We start from the raw sequence: 22,171 nt of genomic DNA on the forward strand, positions 1-22,171 counted from the left end.
ACGGGCAAGACTGGTAACACCTGTTACGAAAGCCTGATGATCAGCTTGCGGCTGTGCATGGAACCTAAACGATCACATTCATTAAATGAAATTTTGACTGAGGTCAGTATTTTCAGGATTCAGTAAAGAGGTCATCCAAAGGGCAATCGAGTACAACCCGCTGCTGTTCATTCAACTGTTTCAGTCGATCAACCAGTTGACCATACCATACAGGCTTATCCTGAGTCACAACAGACTCCAGCTGCTGATCCGATGGATATGACCAGGGGAGCTGCTGGCAAAGGTTATTGAGTTCCAGATGTCTGAGATCCCTGGCCAGTATCATTTCACCCAGATCATTTTTACTGACCACTCCCTCCTCCAACAGGCAGCTGGTGTAAAGCTCCCAATCCTCAAGAGAGAGATTCCATCCCGACTGGTGCAGCTGTTCGAGCTTGAAACTCAATCCTTTTTGAAACTGCTCATTAAATCCGTTCAGGATCACCAGAACACCCATTAAAGGTGGAAGCGCCTCGTTCCGGGTCTGGTTGGATAAAGCGAAACTCCTGACCAGTACGGCACCAAAAAGAACCAGTATCCAACTTAAATAAATCCAAAGCAGGAACACGGGAACGGCCGCAAAAGCACCATAGATCAATTGATACGACGGTGACAGAGTAATAAACAGAGCAAAACCACTCTTTGCCATTTCAAGCAAAAAAGCTACGATCAGCGCTCCTGTAAAAGCGTGACGAAAAGGTACATATCGATTGGGTACAGCCATATAGAGTAAAGTAAAAACAATGCTGCTCAACAGAATGGGAGTTAAACGTAAGAGCCACTGATCAACCCCAAGATAGGCAGTGGTATCAGCTATCAGCTTAAGGGACGCCAGATAAGATGTCAGCACAAAACCAACACCGAGCAGGAAGGGCCCCATGCTCAGAATCGCCCAGTAGAGCAGGAAGCCGGCAATTCCCCGGCGAACCCTGTCTACCTGCCAGATCTGATTAATGGCACCATCAATGGTCCTGAGCATCATGAATGCCGTGACCACCAGGAAGGCAACGCCCAAGCCAGTCAACTTTCGAGCCTGCTGGGAAAAGCTGGAAAGATAAGATTGGATCTGCTCGCCCGCTGTCGGAACAAAGTGACTGAATATAAAACTCTGAACCATCTCGCCAACCCCCTGGAAAGAAGGAATAGCCGATAACATGCTATAAGTAACCGTCATCATCGGCACCACAGCAAACAGTGTCGTATAAGTCAGAGCAGCGGCGTTATTGAGGCAACGGTGCTTAAAGAAAGTATCAGAGACAGACAGGAAATAGGCACGGAGCCACTGAACATATTGAGCCTGTGAAGAAGTGGAAAAAAGCGAGTCTGGCATAACGAATCCCTGATATTGAAAAGAGCCTGACCCGAGGACTTTTAGCCAGGCTCCAGCTCAGAGAAGCGTATCAGTTCTTATGCCCCGGAGGAAAGCCATTCAGTATCCCCTCAACTGCGGCATTAATTTTTTCACTCCGCTCTTCGGGTGTGGCACTCTTGGAAAGGGTTTATTGTTAGATCTGCGTCCACCAGCCAGCTCTGACAGTAATCGGTGGAGAATTATAGGGTTGATTTGGTTAGAAGTGTGTGAATTTACAGAATATTTGCGGGCTACATGACTTCAATTGCACCGAACCCCATTCAACGATAATCTTCCCATCACAGAAATAATACTTCAGGCACCAGCCTGTCGAAACAACTGCCTGTTATGAAAATAGTTCGAGAGCAAAGCCATATGAGCGTTACGATTTACCATAACCCCCGCTGCTCAAAGTCCAGACAGACTTTGGCCCTGATCGAAGCAAAAGGTATCAGCCCTGAGGTAGTGCTTTACCTGGATACCCCGCCCAGCGAAGCCGCTTTGACTGACATTCTGAAACAACTCGGTAAGAGCCCCGAAGAACTGATGCGCAAGGGCGAACAGGAGTACAAGGACCACATCAAAGGCCAGGAACTTTCAGAGCAGCAGCAAATTGCAAAAATGATTGCCTACCCCAAAATGATTGAAAGACCCATCGTCGTAAGCAACGGTCGGGCGCGTGTCGGTCGCCCGCCAGAATCCGTTCTGGAGATCCTTTAATCGTGGACCTGAATCAAAAAGCCAGGCTATGCTATCGGCTGAGCCTGCTACTCTACTTCTGCCTGCTAGCTTCGCAGATCGCAAAAGTGCTCTGGCTGCACCCACCTCAAAATTCGCTATGGATGATTGCGTCTTTCACGATTGTTCCACTGTTGCTACCTCTTTACGGGTTGATCAGGCGACAGCCAAGGGCATCGGCCTGGTTATGCTTCATTCTCTGTTTTTACTTTATCAGCGGTGTGCTTGACGCCTGGTTTATCAAAAACTCCATACATGGATGGCTGATTACCGCATTCAGCAGTGCGCTGTTTGTATCTGCCATGATGTTTACCCGCTGGCAGGGGCAGTTAAACAATCAGCCCGCTGACTGAACCTTTCCCAGAAAGACCGACCTTTTTCTTCTCAAAAAAAAGCTCCTGCGTTGGCAAGAGCTTTATTTTTCGTCAACCGATTCTAATAGGACAGCTGAACTTCGATGGCTGAACCGGCCTCTTCCACCGTTGAGGGTGGACTGCTGATGATACGTTTCTCGCTGACACCTTCATTCCGCAGAAAATCATAAACCAGATTAAGACGGTCAGTGGCCAGCTTATTCATTTTTTCCTGATTCGCTGGCCAGTTTATCAACAGCCATTGCTCTGCCTCTTTGATACGCTTGCTCTGACTGGCATCACCCACTTCGGGTAATTTTCGATTGTGGGCCCTGAGATACATTTGCTCAATCAAATGCCCTCTGACGTCAGCCGGAATCTCTGTCACCTCTCCCGGCTTTGTTTGATGGATGGCCGAATAGAGTTCAACCAGATCGGACTCAAGCTCTGCCCTGGAGAGACTGGGCCAATCTTTATTCTTGCTGGCTATTGCTTTCAGAGACAGACTGAGTTCAGGCCTTATTCTGAGCACTCGACCCCAGCCCTTCAATTGTGTTTTGTCGTTTTCTGTCAACACAGCCTTACCCGACGGCATCTGTATATCACCGGATAAAATTGGCTTGATACCGGCCTGGCTGGAAAGGTACTGCAGGGGCTGTTCCAGCACACGCTCCCATGCCTCCCTCGTAGCTTCCGCTGCCGCAACCTGCGGCGACAGCTCGTCGCGATTCGTAACGTCTATGGAAATGATGGACTGAGGGTTAGCCATCAAAGCTTTCACGTGATTGATATCCAGCTCAGGCTTGACAGGCTTGCCTGTAAGCTTTGAAAAAGTCAACTTGCCCTTGCTGCCTCCTCCTGCAGAGGAAGTAAGATTAAGGTTAACACGACTTCCGGCCAGATCATATCCGGCAACAGACCGATCTGAAACAGGCAGCAAAGACAAATCCACATCCCTGGCAGCAATGTTAAGTCTCGAGGTTACTGCATTCTTCAGATCGACACTGCCTTTCATAGAGAGTGGAACACGCTCAAGCCATTGCCCATTGAGCTGAAAGGTGAATTGTTCCGGATTCATCACTGCCAGCTCCACCCGACTGTTACTGAATAGTTTACGATTCTGCTTTTGGGATGACTGGACAGCGCCATTGAATTCGATATTTTTTACGGTGAATGGTACAGAACCATCAGCGGATAATGAACGATTAAGCGTTTTTGCGACTTGCTCCAAAGGACTGCCATTGATCGTCAACAAGCCACCCCTGAATGAAAGGTCTTCGACAAAAGCTTTCCGGGATCTGAATTGGAAACCCTCTGCAAATAATTCTTTCCAGCCCAGATCAAGACCGGAGTTCAAATCACGATATTCACCCTCCAGCACTTTCGCCGTGCCAGTCAGTTCCACCCCGTGATCCTCGGACCATTCAACAGATAAGTCTGTCGAAAGGCGGCCTTCCAGCGAACAATTTGAACATTCAAGAAAGTTCTGGCTGACAACATCAGCCAGTGGAAGCTCATCAATGGATAACTGACCAGACAGTGCCAGTTTCTTTAAATCAATAATACCACCCAGTGACCACTTGATGTGACTTGAATCCCTGACAACTTCAACATCTATTTGATCAGGACGATAGGTTTTCAGCTCCATTTTACTGAAATCAATACTGACCACTTTACTGGAACCGGTCTGTTCGGAGTTCACTACCCTCATCGATCCGTCTTCGAAGACAAACTGCTCCGTTTCCCTGAGAAATTGATAAAGGTTGGGCATGGGTGGTTTCTGACCGATGATCGCCAGATCAATAAAAATTCCGGGCTTTTTAAAGTCGATTCGATCCAGGTCAATGGCTTGTTTCCACAGGGAAGTCCAGGCAACATTGACAACCATAGATTCTGACTTAAGAGTAATTCCGGGCGAGATTCTGAGCTCCGGATTGGTGAGCAGGAATTTACCGGATAAGAAAGAGTACTCTTTCTTAACGGGAAGGACTTCAACCCCGGTTTGATTTTCTATTTGCTGGAGCAGCTGGTCTGTATACCGACCAGGAACCATTAGCATCACTGAAATCAGAAACAGCAGAATGGCCAGAATAACAACGACAAAGAGCACAAACCGGATAGCCGGCTTCTGGGTTTGCATACTTCTTCTCTTGATTACCAATTCATGACTTGTTTGACGAAGGGTATGGTCAACTTCCTTTTGGCCCTCAATGAAGCACTGTCCAGCTTCTGCAGCATCTTGAATAAATGCCCCATATCCCTGTTACTGCGGTATATGATATACCGGGCCACATCTTCATTCATATCCAGCCCGCGCAGGTGAGCCCGAAGCTGCAATGCCGACACTTTGTCCCTGTCGCTGAGAGGCTGAACCTGAAACACCAGGCCCCAGCTTAGTCTCGAGACCAGGTCAGGCAACAGGATAGAAAGTCTTTTGGGTGGGCAATCAGCCGCCACCAGCAGGCGAGTCCGGGAATCCCTGAGGCGATTGAACAGATCAAAAAGACCTTCTTCCCACTCTGGTATGCCTGCTACAGCATTCACATCATCAACACACACCAGTTGCAGTCTTTCCATGCCCTCCAGCAGCTTTGAAGGATAGTGAACAAGCTCTTTCATAGGCAGATAGATACTACGACCTTTTCTGCGATCAACCTGATGACAGGCAGCCTGAAGAAGATGACTGCAACCAACGCCGGGAGCTCCGTAGAGATAGATAAACTGTTCTGAGTCTATCCCACTGACCTGCTGATCCATATCCAGCATGTTGACCAGCGCAGCATTATCTCCGCTGAAAAAATTTTCAAAGGTGGCATCGTCCCTGATCTGAACACTGAGCGGTAATTGCACAGGCTGGCTCATATACGACATTAAATAGCCTTGAGCGGGAAATGCCGCTCAACCTTAACAATGGATAGACATTCCGAACCCTCTGTTGCAGCATTTGTATTGAAAAATGCCAGCTTCAGCGGGTTGATTGAATCTGCAAGAGACAGCTGCAACAAAATCATTTCACTTATCCCTCGTCTGAATGGCATGGCAAAATGAATTTCTGTTCGCTGCGGGCATAGATCACCTTACTCCCTCGGCTCACCAGCATTATACAGGTGGCTCGCCTTATAATTTCGATGCAGATGACGCAAGAGTACCATAATAATGGCTGCTAATGGCAGTGCTATTAGCATCCCGACGAAGCCCAGAATCTGCCCACCTGCCATCAGCGCAAAGATTACAGCCACCGGATGCAAACCAATCCGGTCACCCACCAGATAAGGTGTCAACACCCACCCCTCAAGAGCCTGTCCCAGGGCAAACACACCGGTCACCAAAAGTAACGGCAGGTAGCTGTCAAATTGAAAAATAGCCACTATGATGGCTGTGGTGAAACCAACCACAAACCCCATATAAGGAATGATACTGACCAGCCCCGCCAGTAGTCCGATCAACAACGCAAACTGCAGGCCTACCGCCCAGAGTCCTATACCGTAGATCAACCCCAGGGCCAGCATGACCATAAGTTGACCCTTGAGGAAAGCACCCAAGACTTCATCGCATTCACTGGCCAGTTCAACCACAATAGGTTCAAGGTTGACAGGTAGCATCAGACGGATATGTTCCATCATATGATCCCAGTCGCGCAAGAGGTAAAAAGTCACAACCGGAACCAGGAACAGATTCACAAGAAAACCTATTACTGCCAGACTCGAGCTGGTGACTGAACGACCCAGCTGAGCCAGAAGCCCACCAGCTTTTTGCCACTCACCCGCCATCGCCTTGACCAGATGACTGATATCAAACCACTCAGGGTCCAGACCAGTGTATTCAACCAGTTTTGGGATGGCATTGATTCTGAGCCACTCTTCCCAGACCGGAAGCAACTGCATAAGGGTTTTAACTTGCTGGAATAATGCCGGTACCAGAATGAGCAGCATCAGTACCAGAAAAGTAAAAATCACCAGAAAAACCAGTGCCACCGAAAGTGACCGGGAGAGCTTCAGTCTTTCCAAACGATCAACCAGCGGATCGCCTAAATAGGCAAGCACAGCACTGATCGCAAAGGGTGTCATGACCGCCCCGACAAAATTAATCAGCACTACGCCAACCAATACGATGCCTGCTAGCATCCACTGTTGCTGTCTGGTCATTTTCTTCCTTCTATTGCAACTCGCCTTGCAGGGTGCATGCAAAAAACGCACTCCGGAATTTAATATCTGACTTCCTGTCAGCCTCCCAGCCAACGGTATTGCAACGTCTGGTTGACCTCATCAGTACCAGTCGCTCTCATCTTTCGTCCCAGGGCAATAGCATCCGATAATTGACTAAGCGTACCATCAATTAACAGCTCCAATTGAATTTTATTACCGCCGACCTTGACTGCCATCACATCCCTCACCGCCGTCAAACCTTTCAGGTATTTAATTAATCCTGCATAGTCCTGTGTGCTGTCAATACCCTCCACTTCCAGCATCGGATTGACACTGCTGCCACCAGAGATGACTGCATAGTGCCGGGAGAGGGAATTACCAATAAGATCAGCAATAGCCAGAGCCAGTCCTTCTGCAGAGAGGTCCTGGACTGTGGCATCAAACTGCTGATTTTTGAAGAGAAGAACCAGGCGGCCATTATAGCGTCCGCGCACTTCACTCAGACGCCCCCCTAATACAGCCTCAGAGCCATATCTTCTTGACGCCTGAGCCAACTTGTCCGAAAACAGTCCCCAGACATCAACATCAGAAATCGCAGCACTGTCTTCAAAGTCCATAAGAGGGAGAGTCACAGGCAATGAGCGGGCAGCCATAACATGCTCCAGATTATTCACCAGAGGTGAGTCTGCCAATTCTCTCAGAATCTGCCTGCCTCCCTGCTTTTCAATGGCTAACCAGACAATGGTATCTGGTCGGTTGGAACCCCAGATCCCCAAATCATTTTCTCGCAGCAGTCGATTAACTGCCGCTTCATTAAAACGCACCTGAAGAAAAAGTTGCTGTCCTGACTCGGTATCACGGCGTTCATAACCAAAACTCCGAACCAGCGCAGAGGCATTCTTAAGTGACTGTAACACCCCCTCATTACTGAGGGTACTGCGCTGCCCGGTTACTTTAACCAGGACCTCAGACAGAGCCCGCTTAATGGCTGTTTCCCTTTCCTCATTACCCTGGCTGGTGACAGGTACACCGACACGATAAAGTCCGCTCATCTCTGCAGCAGGCAGCTGAAAAGACAACAGGGCCAAAAGAAGGGTGAATATCAGTCTGGAAAGGGGGAACAATCGTTCCAGCTTGCATGCTTTATACATAATGTCCGGAATCAAAAACAGGCACTCTTCGTGAACAAACCGTCATAAACATCAATACAGCCAAAGGCCGGTTTACAGATGACAGCGACTTCCGACAAGACTGCTTATCTTTGTAAAGAGTACTAATTACCCAGACGAAACGCCCGGAGCCGAGTATCCCTTCATTTTGCCATAACTTTCCGGTTTTGTAGAAAATCTTTCTTAAACATCAGGAGGCCGACCATAAAACCTGAGCAATAGCAGGCGGCTTTATGAATTTTTCGGGTTACGTTAGAATGCGCGCTCTGATCAATCCACTTTAGATTCCACGGTGCGGATACATCTCCGATGAGCAAAAGCGACCGCGATACAAATTCCCCTGTTTCTTCCCTGAGCTATAAAGACGCAGGTGTCGACATCCAGGCAGGCAACGCCCTGGTTGATCGTATCAAGCATGTAGCCAAAGCCACCTCACGTCCCGAAGTCATGGGCGGCCTGGGAGGCTTCGGTGCCCTGTGCCAGATACCATCAGGTTATAAAGAGCCGGTTCTGGTTGCCGGCACTGATGGTGTAGGCACCAAGCTGAAACTGGCTATGGATCTGGGCAGGCACGATACCATTGGTATTGATCTGGTGGCCATGTGCGTCAACGACCTGCTGGTTTCTGGTGCCGAGCCCCTGTTCTTCCTGGATTACTACGCAACCGGAAAACTCAATATTGACGTTGCTGAGCAGGTCGTTACCGGTATTGGTGCAGGCTGTGAACAAGCTGGCTGCGCACTTATTGGTGGTGAGACCGCAGAAATGCCCGGTATGTATCAGGGCGAAGACTATGACCTGGCGGGCTTCTGCACTGGTGTCGTTGAAAAGTCCAATATCATTGATGGCAGCAAAGTTGCCGCCGGCGATGCTCTGATTGGCCTGAAATCCAGCGGCCCGCACTCTAACGGATACTCCCTGATCCGCAAGGTTCTGGAAGTCAGCCAGTCAGACCTGAGCAGTGAAGTTGATGGCAAGCCACTGACTGAAGCCCTGATGGCTCCAACCCGAATCTACGTCAAACCCTTACTACAGCTCCAGAAAGAACTGCCAGTCCATGCCATGGCACATATTACCGGCGGCGGTCTGACTGAAAACCTGCCAAGGGTTATTCCTGAAGGCTGTGTCGCCGTCATTAACACCAAAAGCTGGGAAATCCCGGAAGTTTTCAAACATCTGCAGCAAGCGGGCAACATTGCCCAGTCAGAAATGTACCTGACCTTCAACTGCGGTGTTGGCATGGTGGTCTGTGTTCCTCAATTACAGGCTGAACAGGCCGTAGCCAGACTGAATGAACTGGGTGAAGAGGCCTTCATCATCGGTCATATGGAATCAGGTTCTGGTGACAAAGTCGTTTACCGTTAAGGTAAAAAAAGGCTTGATCAACATTTTCCTAGGAGCCTGTCGGACTTGAGCGTCCGTAGCGAGGATTGCGAGAAATTGAGGATAAAAATTTCTGATTCCGAGGAGAATAGCGAGCTATTTGACGAGGGAGCAGGAATTTTTAGACCAATTTATCGCGACCGCAGTAGGACAGTCTTAAGTCCGACAGGCTCCTAGGAGCCTGACCGAGAATAGCGCCCGTAGCGAGGACGGCAGAAAATTGAGGATGAAAATTCGGTTTTGTGAGGAGAATAGCGAGCTATTTGACGAACAAAAGCGGATTTTCAGACCAATTTGCTGCCACCGCAGTAGGGCAGTCTATTCTCGGTCAGGCTCCTAGTGTTCTTCAAGCCTTTTACCAAAGCAGATAAAAATCTTGAGAGCGGAAATGACGGATAACCATCGAGTCGTCGTATTGCTATCGGGCAGTGGTACCACTTTACAGGCCATTCTTGATCAGCAGAAACAGTATTGCTATCAGGTGGTCGGGGTGCTCAGCAACCGTCCTGATGCCTATGGCCTGGAGAGAGCCCGGAAAGCGGGGCTTGACACCTTTAGCCTTGACCACAAAGGTTTCTCAAGCCGGGAATCATTTGATCTTGAGCTGGTGCAACGTATTGATGAGTTTAAACCTGACCTGGTTGTACTTGCAGGCTATATGCGCATACTCAGCCGTGCTTTTGTTAAGCGCTATCAGGGAAAACTGATCAATATACACCCTTCCCTGCTCCCCAGGCATAAAGGTTTGAATACCTATCAGTCAGCACTGGATGCCGGTGACAAAGAGCATGGAACATCGGTTCACTATGTCACGGAAGAGCTGGACAGTGGTTCTGTTGTGATGCAGGCGACGCTGGATATCACTGATGTTGATACAGCGAAGACGCTTGAACAGAGAGTCAAGGTCATGGAACACCACCTTTATCCCAAGGCTATAGACTGGATTGTTTCTGGCCGGATAACAATCCAGAACGATGCCATATTACTTGACAAAAAGCCGCTTGGCCCTCAAGGATATCGTATATCTGAAAAAAGTATCGCCACGGCAAACTGATTCCGTTTTAGACTTTTCTTGTTGATTCGAGCATTAAAAACGGTTTCATTGATGAGTGGCCATAAGCTGTGAATACCTCGCTGTTCCTGGCAGGAGGTATTCCCTTAAAAAGGAATTATCCTGATGACCCCTTTCAAGACCGTCTCAGCCATTTTGGCTTCTGGCCTTTTGATCGCCAGCACTCCTTCCATTGCACAACCCACAGAAGCTACGTTAAAGCCATTCACAGCGGAGTATAAAGCGGAAGTTTCCGGTATCAGTGGCTCAGGTACACGCAGTCTGAAAAAAGAGGGCGACCAGTGGGTTCTGGATTTTGGGGCCAGTGCATCGGTCATCATTGCTTCCATCAGTCTGGATGAAACCAGTCGCTTCAATCTACAAAAGGGTCAGGCACTTCCCCAGGATTACCAGTACGAGCGAAAGGGAATAGGTAGCAAACCGGCTAAAACTGCCCGATTTGACTGGAAATCCATGGAAGCCTCCTGGCAGCAGGCTGAGAAACAATCAAAGATCTCATTTAAATCTGGCGCCCAGGACCCTCTCTCATACCAGCTTCAACTTCGGCTGGACTTGAAGGCTGGAAAAAAAGAGCTGGTTTACCCGATTGTTGAGGATGATGAAGTCTACGAGAGGCGGTTTGTGATTGAAGCCGATGAAATACTGAATACACCCGCCGGCCCACTCAATACGACCCGTGTAAAAGTGGTTCGCGAAGATAAAGACCGCGAGACCTGGATCTGGTTTGCCAAAGACTGGGATTATGTTCTTGTGCAACTGCATCAGAAAGAAAACGGCTCAGACTATCTGATTCAGTTCAAAGGTGGTGAACTGGATGGCAAAACGATTAAAGGAATTACTCCCAAGCCATCCAAATAGATCTTGCGGGGGATCTCAGCCAGTCCCGATACAAAGGCTTCATAAAAGACTATCTGGTTTTGTGTTACGGATATAACGAACCCGCTGTTTGTTGCTTCGGGTTTCCGATAAAATGGCGGCTTCTGTTGCAACACTCCTTTACCTCAATGTCAGGAGCTTTCCGTGAGACTTCTCCACACTATGCTTCGAGTGGGCGACCTTGATCGCTCCATTGCTTTTTATACTGATATCCTGGGTATGAAACTGCTTCGAAAGCACGATAACGAGCAATACAAATACACTCTGGCTTTTGTTGGCTATGCCGATGAATCAGAACAGGCCGTTATTGAACTGACGTATAACTGGGGTACCAGTGACTATGACCCTGGTACGGGTTTTGGTCATATAGCCATTGGCTTTGATGATATCTATGCAACCTGTGAGAGCATCCGTGCCAACGGTGGCAAGATCACCCGTGAACCGGGTCCGGTCAAGGGCGGAACGACAGAGATCGCCTTTGTAGAAGACCCCGATGGCTACAAAATCGAAATGATCCAGAACAAAAGCGCATCCCGGGGACTTCAGGGATAAGGAAAAAACACAGGGAAGTGAACCAGTCAATGCCAGACAATCCTGAAAAACCTTCCGATACCTCTAGCAAAAAGACTCTGAGAATAGCTGCCCTCTGCCTGATGTTCCCTCTGCTTTCAGGCTGCTCCAGTCATTCAGCTGTTAACTATGCGACTGATGTTGTGGTTCGAGAGTTGGGTGGACCTGCAGCTGAAGTCTACTCAACGGTTAAGGCCGTCAAGAGTATCCAGAAAGATGTAATCGCCTTTGAAGCCCTGGTCAGGATTCTGTCAACAGAGGCCCGTGTTAACTGGGGTGACGAAAAAAGTGCCAGCAGGAAGGAATACGTCAAATACACCAACCATTACCGCACCCGGGTATTTGTTAACTTCGAACAGGGCAAGGTTCACGTTGAAACGCTGGATAGAGAAGACCTGAAACAAGCGATTATTGTCAGCCTGCTGACGCCTTACAATCCTGATGAAGTTGACCTGTTCAGCGACAAAGCCGTCCCCATCGGGGAAGAGCCCATGCTTTATGGACAGGTCGTGGACCATCAGGGGCAGCCCATACGCTGGGAGTGGCGGGCCAGTCAGTTTGCCGACTACCTGATCGACCATCAGTTAACCACTCGTGCCAGCAGCAAGGGTACCGTTTACTCTGTTGATCTTGATCTGGTTGGCGACCATATGATCAAAAGACAGTATCAATACGCCGGTATCGTTCGACAGATGTCGCAAAGATACAAGATTAAGGAAAGTTTGATCTATGCGATCATGAGGACAGAGAGCAGTTTCAACCCCTACGCGGTGAGCCATGCTAATGCCTACGGTCTTATGCAGATTATCCCATCAACGGCAGGAAGAGATGTTTTCAAGCTGGTCAAACGTCGCAGTGGACAGCCCAGCAGACACTATCTTTTCAACCCGTTTAACAATATTGATGCAGGCACCGCTTATCTGCACCTTCTTGAAACCCGCTATCTGAAAAATGTCAGAGATCCACTGGTAAAGCATTACGCTATTATCTCTGCCTACAACGGTGGAACAGGCAATGTTTTGAAAACCTTCCATTCCAATCGCACCCGGGCTATAGAAATCCTCAATGAGATGGAACCAGAAGAAGCGTATTGGTCTCTCACCCGCAAACACCCCAGACAGGAATCAAGAAACTATCTGAAAAAAGTCACCAAAGCTCAGAAAGACTTTTACAACGGTGATGTCTGAATTTAGTTTTTGACGGCAAAACACGCTTACTTTCTTGAATTGCCACTGCCCTGCTCTACCTTTCCTTATTCCAAAATCAGTAATGTACGAATCGAATAATGAAACGATCGTTTTTTGCGAAATTCCTGTTGCTGCTTTTCTCTTTGTCTGCCACCTGTCAGGCAGACTCGTTAAGAAGACGTTTTGCTGTCGAGCATAAACAGAGCACTCAGAGCTTTTCTGTTACGCGCAGCCTGAATTCGTTGCTGGACAATCGGAAGCACCTTCCCGACACAAAAGGCTATACAGTTTTATTGCCGCCTGATGACAAACCACACAAAGCTGGGGGTTACGGGCTACCAATGACCTTTATTGAGTCCATTTCCTGGCCATTACTTTACGCCACCAACGTGCTGCTTGCATACGAACTGATCCAGACCACCAGGGACCCTGCCCTGAGAGGCAAACCTTATTCATGGATACCTGAAGAAGTATTTGTCGCTGTCGGCTGGCTTTTAAAAAGTTACTGGAACCCCGATTCATTGCTGTTTAACCCGAGGGATCAACTGAGTCGGGATGATCCGTTTACGATCAACACTATGACGCTCCCCGGAGAAAACAAACAACAAAGTGACCAACAACAAAGCAACAAACAAAATCCGCCATCAGAATCATCTGGCCAGCAAGCCTCAGGGACAACCAGCCATGTCAGAGGCTCTGTCACCAACACCCTGTCGTCTGGCTCTAACGATGGTAATGAGAGCCCTGAACAAGACCAGCATACGTTGGGTTTAGATTGTTTCGTCAATTCCTGTCATGGTGTTTGTAAACTCCGACAATCATCCAATAGTAGTGAGCTAGCTGAACATCCCCTTAAACCAGAGACCCATGAGGCTGTCGCAAAAGTCGCGAGCAAAGCAGGTGTGCTTGTCTCACAAATCATAAAGCACATTAATCGATTAATATTTAATCACACGTTAAACGATGTGCATGCCAACGCGAATTCCCCTTCTCCGGATATTCAGACATTTGAGAATGCCATCGAGATACTTGAATTACTTGACCCTTCCGATATTTCAACAGACTTGGAACCGTTTAGTCTCTATCCAGAGATTGATTTCTATAATGCCTATCACCTCAATCATGCCTATGGTGATAGCGATAGCGATGACGATATCGATGGCTATGCTTATTATCACGTCTATTACAGAGGCAAGATGCTGTTCGCTATAATACGCACTGCAAATAAAACAAGCTTTTCATCTGCTCTTACATGTGGGATTTCAGTAAGCATTAAAACCGAAGTCTTATTTAATGAATTATATTATGCACCTGATGGCCCGGGTTACCAATCTGCAAAAAGGGAATTTGAGGAACAAAGGAAAAAACAGAGCAGTCAGGTAAACTGCAAACAACTCCTGTGAATGTTCAGGTGCATAAGAAGGCTGATGATCAAGACAGCTCTATTCCAAAGCGTTGCAATGGACAACACAGCAGGAATTTCCAACTATAAAACCAGTAACACATGGATCGAACATTGAAACAAACGTTCTTTGCTGCACTGATGTTGTTGCTTTCGCCTTTGTCTACCATCTGTCAGGCAGAGTCGTTAATAAGACATTTTGTTGTCGAGCATAAACAGAACACTCAGAGCTTTTCTGTTAAGCGCAGCCTTATTTCATTGCCGGACAATCGGAAGCACCTTCCCGACACAAATGTCTACGCAGTTTTTTTGCCGCCTGATGACAAACCACACAAACTTGGCGTTTACGGGCTACCAATGACCTTTATTGAGTCTATTTCATGGCCATTGCTTTACGCCTCTAACGTGCTGGTTGCATACGAATGGGCCCTGAACACCAGGAACCCTGCCCTGAGGGGCAAAACTTATTCATGGATACCTGAAGAAGTGTTTGTCGCTGTCGGCTGGCTTTTAAAAAGCTATTGGACCCCCGATTCATTGCTGTTTAACCCAATGGATCAACTGAGTCGGGATGACCCGTTTACGATCACCACTATGACGCTCCCAGGACAAAACAAACAACAAAGCAACCAACAAAACCCACCATCAGAATCATCGGGTCGGCAAGCCCAAGGGGCAACCCGCCATGTTACAGGTTCTATCAAAAGACTATTGTCGTCTTTATGTAACAAAGATAAAGAAGACCCTGAACAAGACCAGCATACTTTAGGTTTGGAGTGTTACGTCGATTCCTGTCATGGCGTTTGTAAACTCCGACAGGCATCCAATAGTAGTGAGGAAGAGAAGCTGAGTTCCACAGAAAGTTCGACAGGACAAAAGGCGAAAAAAAACAGGTTACAGGAAGTAGACGAGTATTCTGAGTCACTTGCTAACGCCGTGCCTGACATCGAAATTGATGAATCAAACACAACAGCAGATGACATTGTTTCAGAAATCATAGAGCACATGAATACGTTAATAACTATTCTCATTGAAAACGATGCGCATTATAAAGTCGAATCCCCTACCCCGGATATTCAGGTATTCAGGAATGCCATTGAATTACTTGAACATCTTGACCCTTCCGATATTTCACAAGGTCCGGAAGTGACTGACTCAAATTGTAACTACTCAATCCATGATGGCTATAGCGATACTTGGTATCTCGTCTACTACAGGGGTAAGGTGTTATTCACAGTAACACAAACTGGCAGTGAAGATAGATTTGAAGGTCACTGGACGTCTGGGGAGTCAGCAAGGATTAAAACCGAAGACTTATTTAATGAACTCTATTATGCTCCTGATGCTCCCGGTTATCAATTTGCAAAAAGTGAATTTGAGAAATGTAGAAAAGAATAACCTGTATCGACAACTTGAGAGAAACCCAGAGCCCCGGAGCTGGAGCATGTGAACCTGGTTTTTTGCAACACTCTATTTCATAGGGTGATCTATTTTTTCTTCCTGAAACCGGATAGCAAGGATAGAATTATTAAACACCCACTCTTTGTAGCACCATTTTTGCTGTTCCTGTCATTGCCTGCCATCTGTCAGGCCAAACCACTGACAAAACCTTTGCTGGTCGAGTTTGAACAGCATACAGGCTTTCAAAAACAGAGCCTCTCTATAAAGCTTGAACGGCACAGCTCATCATCAGACATCACCGACTCAAGCGGCTATGCAGAAGCAGGTTCACCGCCCGATGACAAACCACAGAGACCCGATGGTGATGGGGTAAAAACGCCCCTTATTGAGTCGATTTCCTGGCCATTGCTTTTCGCCACTCATATGTTGGTTGATTACAAACTGATCCTGACCATCAAAAAGACTCCCTTGAGATCCCCTTTTTCACGGCTATCTCCAGAAGTGCTTGCATTAGTCGATTGGCTTTTGCAAAGCTATTGGAGCGCCGATTCACCACTGTTTAACGCCATAGAACAACAAGCGCCGAGTCATGATCATCCGCATCAGGCCATTACTGTAACGTTTGGCTCCGGACACGACCAACATCAATACCAGCCGTCAGAATCGTCCAACCAGCAAGCTCCGCAAGCCAACACCCGCACTGCAGGCTCTTTTATTGCCCCTCAGAATACTGACTATCGGGGCGGTAACCGAGGCCCTCATCAAGACTCACATACTTTGGGTTTAAATTGTTTCATCCATCCCTGTCATGGCGTTTGTCAATTCCGACCATTATCCGATCCCGGGGGGCGCGCAGAACGGACGCTGGATATCGAAGAAGTTTCGATAGCCGAAAATAGCTTTTGCTCTCATTTGGTCAATGGATACTGTTTTATTTGCATGGACTATTTTGATCCTCCAAACACTACATATTCTCAAAACAACTCAATTTTCAGGTTATTGGGTAATTGCCCTGACACTCCAGTATTTGATTCTGATAAAGTATTTAAGACAGAGGCGCATGACATTGATGTCAACCCGGCTAATAACTGCAACCCTATAGACGGGGTCGCCCTGGACGAGGTCGCCCTGAATGGGTTCGCTTTAGACTCAATGAGCGCAGGGGCTGCCTATACAAATGCATCTACCGGACCAGTCAGTGATGATCTGGCAATACCAGAGAATGATTGCCTTGCTCTCGAAGCCACTGCCCATTGCCAAAAGGCTCTGTCGGGTCACAAAAGCAAGCACCACCACAGGCAATTCATCTGTAACAAGATCGTGGCCTCAGAGGATGGTTATCTGCGGCCATGCGCAAAGATCTTCAAAAACTCTCCAACTCTGTCGACTCACAAAAGCAAATTTCACACCGGGCAAAAAACCTGTGACGTGACCCTGGTCAGGGAGGATGGCCAGCCTGGTCCATGCGGGACGGTCTGCAAGAACGCTCAAGACCTGTCGGAACACAAAAACAGATGCCACTCTGGGCAACAAATCTGTGACACGATCGTGGCCGTAGAGGATGGTCAGCTGCAGCCTTGCGGAAGAGTCTTGTTACATGCTCGCTCCCTGCGGGAACACAAAAGAACATACCACCGCGTGGAAAAAACCTGTGACGTAACCCTGGTCGGGGAAGATGGCCAGCCGCAGCCGTGCGGGACGCTCTGTAAAAGTGTTCAAGTCTTGTCAGATCACAAAAGAAGTCACCATACCGGGCAACAAACCTGTGGCGAAACCCTGGTCGGAGAGAACGGCCAGCCTGATTCCTGTGGGACGGTCTGCAAAAACCCTCAAGACTCATCGGGTCACAGAAACAAATACGACTATCAGCAAAAAATCTGTGACGCGATCGTGGCTGGAAAAGATGGTCAGCCGCTACCATGCGGTAAGGTCTGCTTACATGCTCGCACCCTGCGGGATCACAAAAAAAGAAACCACGGCGTGCAAAAAATCTGTGACGTAACCACGGTCGGGGAAGATGGCCAGCCGCAGCCATGCGGGGTGCTCTGTAAAAGTGTTCAAGTCTTGTCAGAACACAAAAGAAGACGCCATACCGGGCAAAAAACCTGTGCCGAAATCGTGGTCGGAGAGGATGGCCAGACGCGACCATGCGGAAGGATCTACAAGAACGGTAAAGCCCTGTCAGATCACAAAGCCGGATATCACACCGGACAAAAAACCTGTAATGTAGCAGTGCCCGGGGAAGATGGTCGGCTGCGGCCATGTGCAACGGTCTGCAGGAATTCTCGAGCCCTCACGGATCACAAAAAAATAAAACACACCGGGCAACAGACCTGTGACGTAAAAGTGACCAGGAAGGATGGCCAGCCTCAGCTATGCGGGACGGTCTGCAAGAATCCTAAAGCCCTGTCGGATCATAAAAGAAGAGAACACACCGGGCAACAAACCTGTTACGAAAAGATGATTGGGAAAGATGGCCAACTGCGACCATGCGGAAAGATCTGTGACAATGCTCAAGCACTTTGTTGTCATAAAAGAATGCATCGAAAACGCAAACATGTTGATGTGTTCAATAACGATGAATTCAGCAATCCAGAAGGTAAAATGCACAAGTAACGGCCTGATCTAGCCCTTTCGAGGCTGTCGCAAAAGTGCCGCGCTTCGCTGATACCGCGTTAAAAAGTGGCTCAAAATGCTCATTTACTCGCTGTAAACTGCGCTTTTTTGCCACTTTTTGCCTTATCTCAGCCTTGCTCGCACTCTTGCGACAGCCTCTGGAGCATGGGAACCAAAGCTTTAGAAAGCTTTAGAACACCCGAAGTAGGGGGCGGGTAATGAACTGAGTTCAAAAAGCAACATTTTACTCACTCAATTAACCAGGATTACGCCCCTTATTGGCAGCAATTCTCAGCCTCAATGCATTCAGCTTGATAAAGCCTTCAGCATCTGCCTGATCATAAGCACCGGCATCATCTTCAAAGGTGGCAATATTCTCATCAAACAGGGAGTCATCAGACTGACGACCAACAACCGTTACATTACCTTTATAGAGTTTCAGACGTACGACACCATTCACGCAACCCTGACTTTCATCAATCATCTTCTGAAGCATCTCACGCTCGGGAGACCACCAGTAGCCGTTGTAAATCAGTTTCGCATACTTGGGCATCAGTTCGTCTTTCAGGTGTGCCACTTCACGATCAAGAGTAATGGACTCAATTGCCCTGTGCGCTTTCAGCATGATGGTTCCACCCGGAGTCTCGTAGCAACCACGGGACTTCATACCGACATAACGATTCTCAACGATGTCCAGACGACCCACACCATTCTCTCCACCCACCTTGTTCAGGTAAGTCAAAACGTTTGCGGGTGTCATTTCCTGACCGTCGATAGCAACGATATCACCTTTCTTATAGGTCAGCTCAATATACAGTGGCTGATCCGGGGCATTTTCCGGAGCTACACTCCAGCGCCACATATCCTCTTCGGCTTCAGCCCATGGATCTTCCAGGATGCCACCTTCGTATGAAATGTGCAGCAAGTTGGCATCCATAGAATAAGGAGACTTACCTTTCTTCTTTTCAACCTGTATACCGTGCTCTTCACAATAGGCCAGCAGTTTTTCACGGGAATTCAGATCCCACTCACGCCACGGAGCTATTACCTGTACACCTGGCTTCAGAGCATAAGCGCCCAGTTCAAAACGCACCTGGTCATTACCCTTGCCGGTAGCACCATGGGAGATAGCATCGGCTCCCGTCTCATTGGCAATTTCAATCAAACGCTTGGAAATAAGAGGACGGGCAATAGAAGTACCCAGCAGGTACTCGCCTTCATAGATGGTATTGGCCCGGAACATCGGAAACACAAAATCCCGAACAAACTCTTCACGCAAATCTTCGATATAGATCTCTTTGATGCCCAGTGCCTCTGCTTTGGCCCTGGCAGGCTCAACTTCTTCACCCTGACCCAGATCCGCAGTAAATGTAACAACTTCGCACTGATAAGTATCTTCCAGCCATTTGGCAATGACTGAGGTATCCAGTCCACCCGAATAGGCCAGTACCACTTTTTTGATCTCTTTCACCGTGCACTCCCAATTCCCGATACGGTAAACCTGATTGATTGAAGAGTATTGATGATCCAAAATTGAAAATCAATATTTATTCAAAAAACCTACATATTAATTCAATATTCCCATTTTTTATGGCTACCTCTTAACTCTGAAAGCCCGATGTGGAAATTACCCAACCGACTTCCGATAGCCACAGAGCGGACACCATTATTCTCGAATGCTTCCCTATTTTCCAGACCGGGGAATCTCAAAAGCACTTCACCTGAACTGATAAAGACCGAAAATGTGCAAACAACTGAAAATCAACGCCTTTGAAGTCCTGCAAATTGATCGAAGGGCATGCTCTGAACGGCAAATATTACTACCAAGCCTGCATGATTTTAGATACGATGCTAGCCCGGTGAAGGGGGTCTCCTGAACTCTCCAATCTACTCCATTTTATTCACGTGCTTTTTTGATCATCCCGTGCTGTATTTAGCGGACTCAAGATAAAAACACGATTAAACTGTTGCTATTTAGCAGTCAACCTTTCTTTTCCGGAACAGGTACTCTTCAGAAGATGACGCAAATGCCCATAGCGAAAGAAAAGCTCTCCCTGACACGTCCTGATGACTGGCATATCCACCTGAGAGACGACGCAGCCCTGGCTGAAACAGTGCGTTCAGCAGCCAGAAACTTTACCCGGGCTATTGTCATGCCTAATCTGCGTCCACCGGTACTGGACGCCGATGATGCTGCCGCTTACAAGGCCCGAATCCTTGAGCATGCGCCTGCTGGTAGTCAGTTTGAACCACTGATGACACTTTACCTGACGGATAACACCACCCCCGAAATGGTTCGTGAAGCCAAGGCCAGAGGCGATGTCAAAGCTCTGAAGCTCTATCCAGCCGGAGCGACCACCAACTCTGACTCAGGTGTCACTGATATCAACAATATTGAGGAAAGTCTGAAGACCATGGCTGAGGTTGGCCTGCTGCTGCTGGTACATGCTGAAGTCACTGACAAAGACATTGATATCTTCGATCGTGAAAAAGTTTTCATTGATCGTTACCTGCGAGACATTACTCTTCGGCACCCTGACCTGAAAGTGGTCATGGAACACATCACCACCGCTGATGCGGTCGAATTTGTCAAAAGCAGCCACAGCAATGTCGCCGCCACGATTACTGCACACCACCTGCTTTACAATCGCAACGATATGCTGGCAGGAGGCATTCGCCCCCATTATTACTGCCTGCCAATCCTGAAGCGTAATAGCCACCAGCAGGCCTTACTGGAAGCCGCAACCAGTGGCAATCCGAAATTTTTCCTTGGCACCGACTCTGCACCTCATACGGTAGATGCAAAAGAAACCTCCTGTGGCTGTGCAGGTTGCTATACCGCACCGGCAGCTCTGGAATTGTATGCTGAAGCCTTTGAGAGCATGAATGCACTGGATAAACTGGAAGGATTTGCCAGCCACTTTGGTCCGGATTTTTACGGTCTACCCAGAAACCAGGCTTCTGTAACCCTGATTAAAGAAGAATGGCAATTGCCAGAGTCTATCCCCCTGGGCGACAATCAGGTGATTCCTCTGCGTGCAGGCGAAACCCTGAACTGGCGTTTACAAACCCAGGACTAACACTGAAGACCGGAAAGTCAGTCCTCAGAAGGCTGACTTTCCACTGACTCTGAATGAATTAAGGAGATTCCGTGGTCGATGATAGCCATTTGATGGCCAACCGCTTTCGTGGTTTTTTGCCTGTTGTGGTGGATGTAGAAACCGGAGGTTTCAATTCCGCCACCGATGCCCTGCTGGAAATTGCAGCTGTGGTCATTGAAATGGATGAAAGCGGCTATGTGCACCCCGGTAAGCCTCAGTCTTTCCATATCAAACCATTTGAAGGCGCCAATATTGAACAGGCGGCGATAGAGTTTATCGGTATTGATCCCTTCCACCCGCTTCGCATTGCCACAGAAGAAGAGCAGGCACTGAACGGTATCTTCAAAACAGTGCGCAAGGAAGTTAAAAAACAGGGTTGTAACCGGGCAGTGCTGGTGGGTCATAATGCATCATTTGACCTTGGCTTTCTGATGGCCGCAGCAGAGCGCTGTGATATCAAACGCAACCCTTTTCATCCCTTCTCCTGCTTTGATACAGCCACCCTGTCCGGACTGGCATACGGGCAGACCGTGCTGGCCAGAGCCTGCGAGGCCGCAGAGATTCATTTCGACAAGGGTGAAGCCCACTCTGCCCGTTATGACACAGAGAAAACTGCCGAGCTATTTTGCTCTATCGTCAACCGCTGGAAGGATCTGGGCGGCTGGTTATAAAGAGGCTTATAAATCGTTTCCGGAATTTTGAGAGAGTGGCTTATGGCAACCACTCGACCAAATTATCAGGGCTGAGTTAATCTCATGATGTGAATAG

19 protein-coding genes are annotated in these 22,171 nt (G+C 48.1%); 12 read left to right on the forward strand and 7 right to left on the reverse strand.

The window, feature by feature from the left end; genetic code table 11:
* Positions 1-112 precede the first annotated feature (112 nt).
* Complete coding sequence (locus ACOJUN_RS24650) at positions 113-1,369, reverse strand: YihY family inner membrane protein (RefSeq protein WP_422134477.1); 1,257 nt, start codon at positions 1,367-1,369, stop codon at positions 113-115.
* Positions 1,370-1,765: 396 nt separating this feature from the next.
* Here ACOJUN_RS24650 and arsC point away from each other — a divergent pair, with 396 nt between their 5' ends.
* Positions 1,766-2,110 (forward strand): arsenate reductase (glutaredoxin), encoded by a 345-nt coding sequence (gene arsC / locus ACOJUN_RS24655; protein ID WP_422134478.1) that lies wholly within the window; start codon positions 1,766-1,768, stop codon positions 2,108-2,110.
* Between the two features lie 2 nt (positions 2,111-2,112).
* Positions 2,113-2,481, forward strand: coding sequence for a DUF2069 domain-containing protein (locus tag ACOJUN_RS24660; protein ID WP_422134479.1), 369 nt, complete (start codon positions 2,113-2,115; stop codon positions 2,479-2,481).
* 82 nt (positions 2,482-2,563) lie between these two features.
* On the opposite strand, the gene ACOJUN_RS24665 is transcribed toward ACOJUN_RS24660, so the two are convergent.
* The 5 genes from ACOJUN_RS24665 to ACOJUN_RS24685 all read right to left on the reverse strand — a co-directional run bounded on the left by ACOJUN_RS24665 (position 2,564) and on the right by ACOJUN_RS24685 (position 7,777).
* Positions 2,564-4,621: a hypothetical protein gene (locus ACOJUN_RS24665; RefSeq protein ID WP_422134480.1), complete on the reverse strand. Its 2,058-nt coding sequence runs from the start codon at positions 4,619-4,621 to the stop codon at positions 2,564-2,566.
* Positions 4,622-4,635: 14 nt separating this feature from the next.
* Positions 4,636-5,352: a DnaA regulatory inactivator Hda gene (hda, locus tag ACOJUN_RS24670; protein ID WP_422134481.1), complete on the reverse strand. Its 717-nt coding sequence runs from the start codon at positions 5,350-5,352 to the stop codon at positions 4,636-4,638.
* On the reverse strand, positions 5,352-5,492 hold the full coding sequence (locus ACOJUN_RS24675) for a hypothetical protein (protein WP_422134482.1): 141 nt from the start codon (positions 5,490-5,492) through the stop codon (positions 5,352-5,354). Before ACOJUN_RS24675 ends, hda begins: the two co-directional genes overlap by 1 nt.
* 66 nt (positions 5,493-5,558) lie before the next feature.
* Positions 5,559-6,626, reverse strand: a complete 1,068-nt coding sequence (locus tag ACOJUN_RS24680; protein ID WP_422134483.1) for an AI-2E family transporter — start codon at positions 6,624-6,626, stop codon at positions 5,559-5,561.
* 77 nt (positions 6,627-6,703) lie between these two features.
* Complete coding sequence (locus tag ACOJUN_RS24685) at positions 6,704-7,777, reverse strand: DUF2066 domain-containing protein (RefSeq protein WP_422134484.1); 1,074 nt, start codon at positions 7,775-7,777, stop codon at positions 6,704-6,706.
* Positions 7,778-8,104: 327 nt separating this feature from the next.
* Between ACOJUN_RS24685 and purM the strand changes: the two genes are divergently transcribed.
* The 8 genes from purM (at position 8,105) to ACOJUN_RS24725 (ending at position 18,302) form a co-directional block, all read left to right on the forward strand.
* Positions 8,105-9,160, forward strand: a complete 1,056-nt coding sequence (purM, locus tag ACOJUN_RS24690) for a phosphoribosylformylglycinamidine cyclo-ligase (protein ID WP_422134485.1) — start codon at positions 8,105-8,107, stop codon at positions 9,158-9,160.
* A gap of 406 nt (positions 9,161-9,566) precedes the next feature.
* On the forward strand, positions 9,567-10,232 hold the full coding sequence (purN, locus tag ACOJUN_RS24695; RefSeq protein ID WP_422134486.1) for a phosphoribosylglycinamide formyltransferase: 666 nt from the start codon (positions 9,567-9,569) through the stop codon (positions 10,230-10,232).
* A 123-nt stretch (positions 10,233-10,355) separates the two neighbouring features.
* Entirely contained in the window at positions 10,356-11,108 is a 753-nt protein-coding gene (locus ACOJUN_RS24700) for a DUF3108 domain-containing protein (RefSeq protein WP_422134487.1), read from the forward strand.
* A 162-nt stretch (positions 11,109-11,270) separates the two neighbouring features.
* Positions 11,271-11,678: a lactoylglutathione lyase gene (gene gloA, locus ACOJUN_RS24705; protein ID WP_422134488.1), complete on the forward strand. Its 408-nt coding sequence runs from the start codon at positions 11,271-11,273 to the stop codon at positions 11,676-11,678.
* 29 nt (positions 11,679-11,707) lie between these two features.
* A complete protein-coding gene (gene mltC, locus ACOJUN_RS24710; RefSeq protein WP_422134489.1) occupies positions 11,708-12,883 on the forward strand; it encodes a membrane-bound lytic murein transglycosylase MltC in 1,176 nt (391 codons plus the stop codon).
* A 98-nt stretch (positions 12,884-12,981) separates the two neighbouring features.
* Positions 12,982-14,286, forward strand: a complete 1,305-nt coding sequence (locus ACOJUN_RS24715) for a hypothetical protein (protein ID WP_422134490.1) — start codon at positions 12,982-12,984, stop codon at positions 14,284-14,286.
* Positions 14,287-14,387: 101 nt separating this feature from the next.
* On the forward strand, positions 14,388-15,683 hold the full coding sequence (locus ACOJUN_RS24720) for a hypothetical protein (protein WP_422134491.1): 1,296 nt from the start codon (positions 14,388-14,390) through the stop codon (positions 15,681-15,683).
* Positions 15,684-15,731: 48 nt separating this feature from the next.
* Positions 15,732-18,302 carry a hypothetical protein gene (locus tag ACOJUN_RS24725; protein WP_422134492.1) on the forward strand — a complete coding sequence of 857 codons (2,571 nt, stop codon included), beginning with the start codon at positions 15,732-15,734 and terminating at the stop codon, positions 18,300-18,302.
* A 256-nt stretch (positions 18,303-18,558) separates the two neighbouring features.
* On the opposite strand, the gene ACOJUN_RS24730 is transcribed toward ACOJUN_RS24725, so the two are convergent.
* The gene (locus ACOJUN_RS24730) at positions 18,559-19,773 is read right to left on the reverse strand and encodes an argininosuccinate synthase (RefSeq protein ID WP_422134493.1); all 1,215 of its coding nucleotides are present in this window, start codon (positions 19,771-19,773) and stop codon (positions 18,559-18,561) included.
* A 556-nt stretch (positions 19,774-20,329) separates the two neighbouring features.
* Between ACOJUN_RS24730 and pyrC the strand changes: the two genes are divergently transcribed.
* Together pyrC and rnt are read left to right on the forward strand one after the other, a co-directional pair.
* The gene (gene pyrC / locus ACOJUN_RS24735) at positions 20,330-21,382 is read left to right on the forward strand and encodes a dihydroorotase (RefSeq protein WP_422134494.1); all 1,053 of its coding nucleotides are present in this window, start codon (positions 20,330-20,332) and stop codon (positions 21,380-21,382) included.
* 92 nt (positions 21,383-21,474) lie between these two features.
* A complete protein-coding gene (gene rnt / locus ACOJUN_RS24740) occupies positions 21,475-22,074 on the forward strand; it encodes a ribonuclease T (RefSeq protein WP_317146564.1) in 600 nt (199 codons plus the stop codon).
* Positions 22,075-22,171 lie beyond the last annotated feature (97 nt).

Origin of the sequence: Endozoicomonas sp. ALD040, assembly GCF_049275945.1 — a bacterium.
Classification (GTDB): domain Bacteria; phylum Pseudomonadota; class Gammaproteobacteria; order Pseudomonadales; family Endozoicomonadaceae; genus Endozoicomonas_A.

What these genes read in the sequence shown, in the direction of transcription:
- ACOJUN_RS24675 (WP_422134482.1), bottom strand. Translation starts at nt 5,492, where the DNA reads ATGATTTTGTTGCAGCTGTCTCTTGCAGATTCAATCAACCCGCTGAAG.
- mltC (WP_422134489.1), top strand. Translation starts at nt 11,708, where the DNA reads ATGCCAGACAATCCTGAAAAACCTTCCGATACCTCTAGCAAAAAGACT.
- hda (WP_422134481.1), bottom strand. Translation starts at nt 5,352, where the DNA reads ATGTCGTATATGAGCCAGCCTGTGCAATTACCGCTCAGTGTTCAGATC.
- ACOJUN_RS24665 (WP_422134480.1), bottom strand. Translation starts at nt 4,621, where the DNA reads ATGCAAACCCAGAAGCCGGCTATCCGGTTTGTGCTCTTTGTCGTTGTT.
- pyrC (WP_422134494.1), top strand. Translation starts at nt 20,330, where the DNA reads ATGCCCATAGCGAAAGAAAAGCTCTCCCTGACACGTCCTGATGACTGG.
- ACOJUN_RS24650 (WP_422134477.1), bottom strand. Translation starts at nt 1,369, where the DNA reads ATGCCAGACTCGCTTTTTTCCACTTCTTCACAGGCTCAATATGTTCAG.
- ACOJUN_RS24720 (WP_422134491.1), top strand. Translation starts at nt 14,388, where the DNA reads ATGGATCGAACATTGAAACAAACGTTCTTTGCTGCACTGATGTTGTTG.
- ACOJUN_RS24685 (WP_422134484.1), bottom strand. Translation starts at nt 7,777, where the DNA reads ATGTATAAAGCATGCAAGCTGGAACGATTGTTCCCCCTTTCCAGACTG.
- ACOJUN_RS24715 (WP_422134490.1), top strand. Translation starts at nt 12,982, where the DNA reads ATGAAACGATCGTTTTTTGCGAAATTCCTGTTGCTGCTTTTCTCTTTG.
- purM (WP_422134485.1), top strand. Translation starts at nt 8,105, where the DNA reads ATGAGCAAAAGCGACCGCGATACAAATTCCCCTGTTTCTTCCCTGAGC.
- purN (WP_422134486.1), top strand. Translation starts at nt 9,567, where the DNA reads ATGACGGATAACCATCGAGTCGTCGTATTGCTATCGGGCAGTGGTACC.
- arsC (WP_422134478.1), top strand. Translation starts at nt 1,766, where the DNA reads ATGAGCGTTACGATTTACCATAACCCCCGCTGCTCAAAGTCCAGACAG.
- rnt (WP_317146564.1), top strand. Translation starts at nt 21,475, where the DNA reads ATGGCCAACCGCTTTCGTGGTTTTTTGCCTGTTGTGGTGGATGTAGAA.
- ACOJUN_RS24680 (WP_422134483.1), bottom strand. Translation starts at nt 6,626, where the DNA reads ATGACCAGACAGCAACAGTGGATGCTAGCAGGCATCGTATTGGTTGGC.
- ACOJUN_RS24700 (WP_422134487.1), top strand. Translation starts at nt 10,356, where the DNA reads ATGACCCCTTTCAAGACCGTCTCAGCCATTTTGGCTTCTGGCCTTTTG.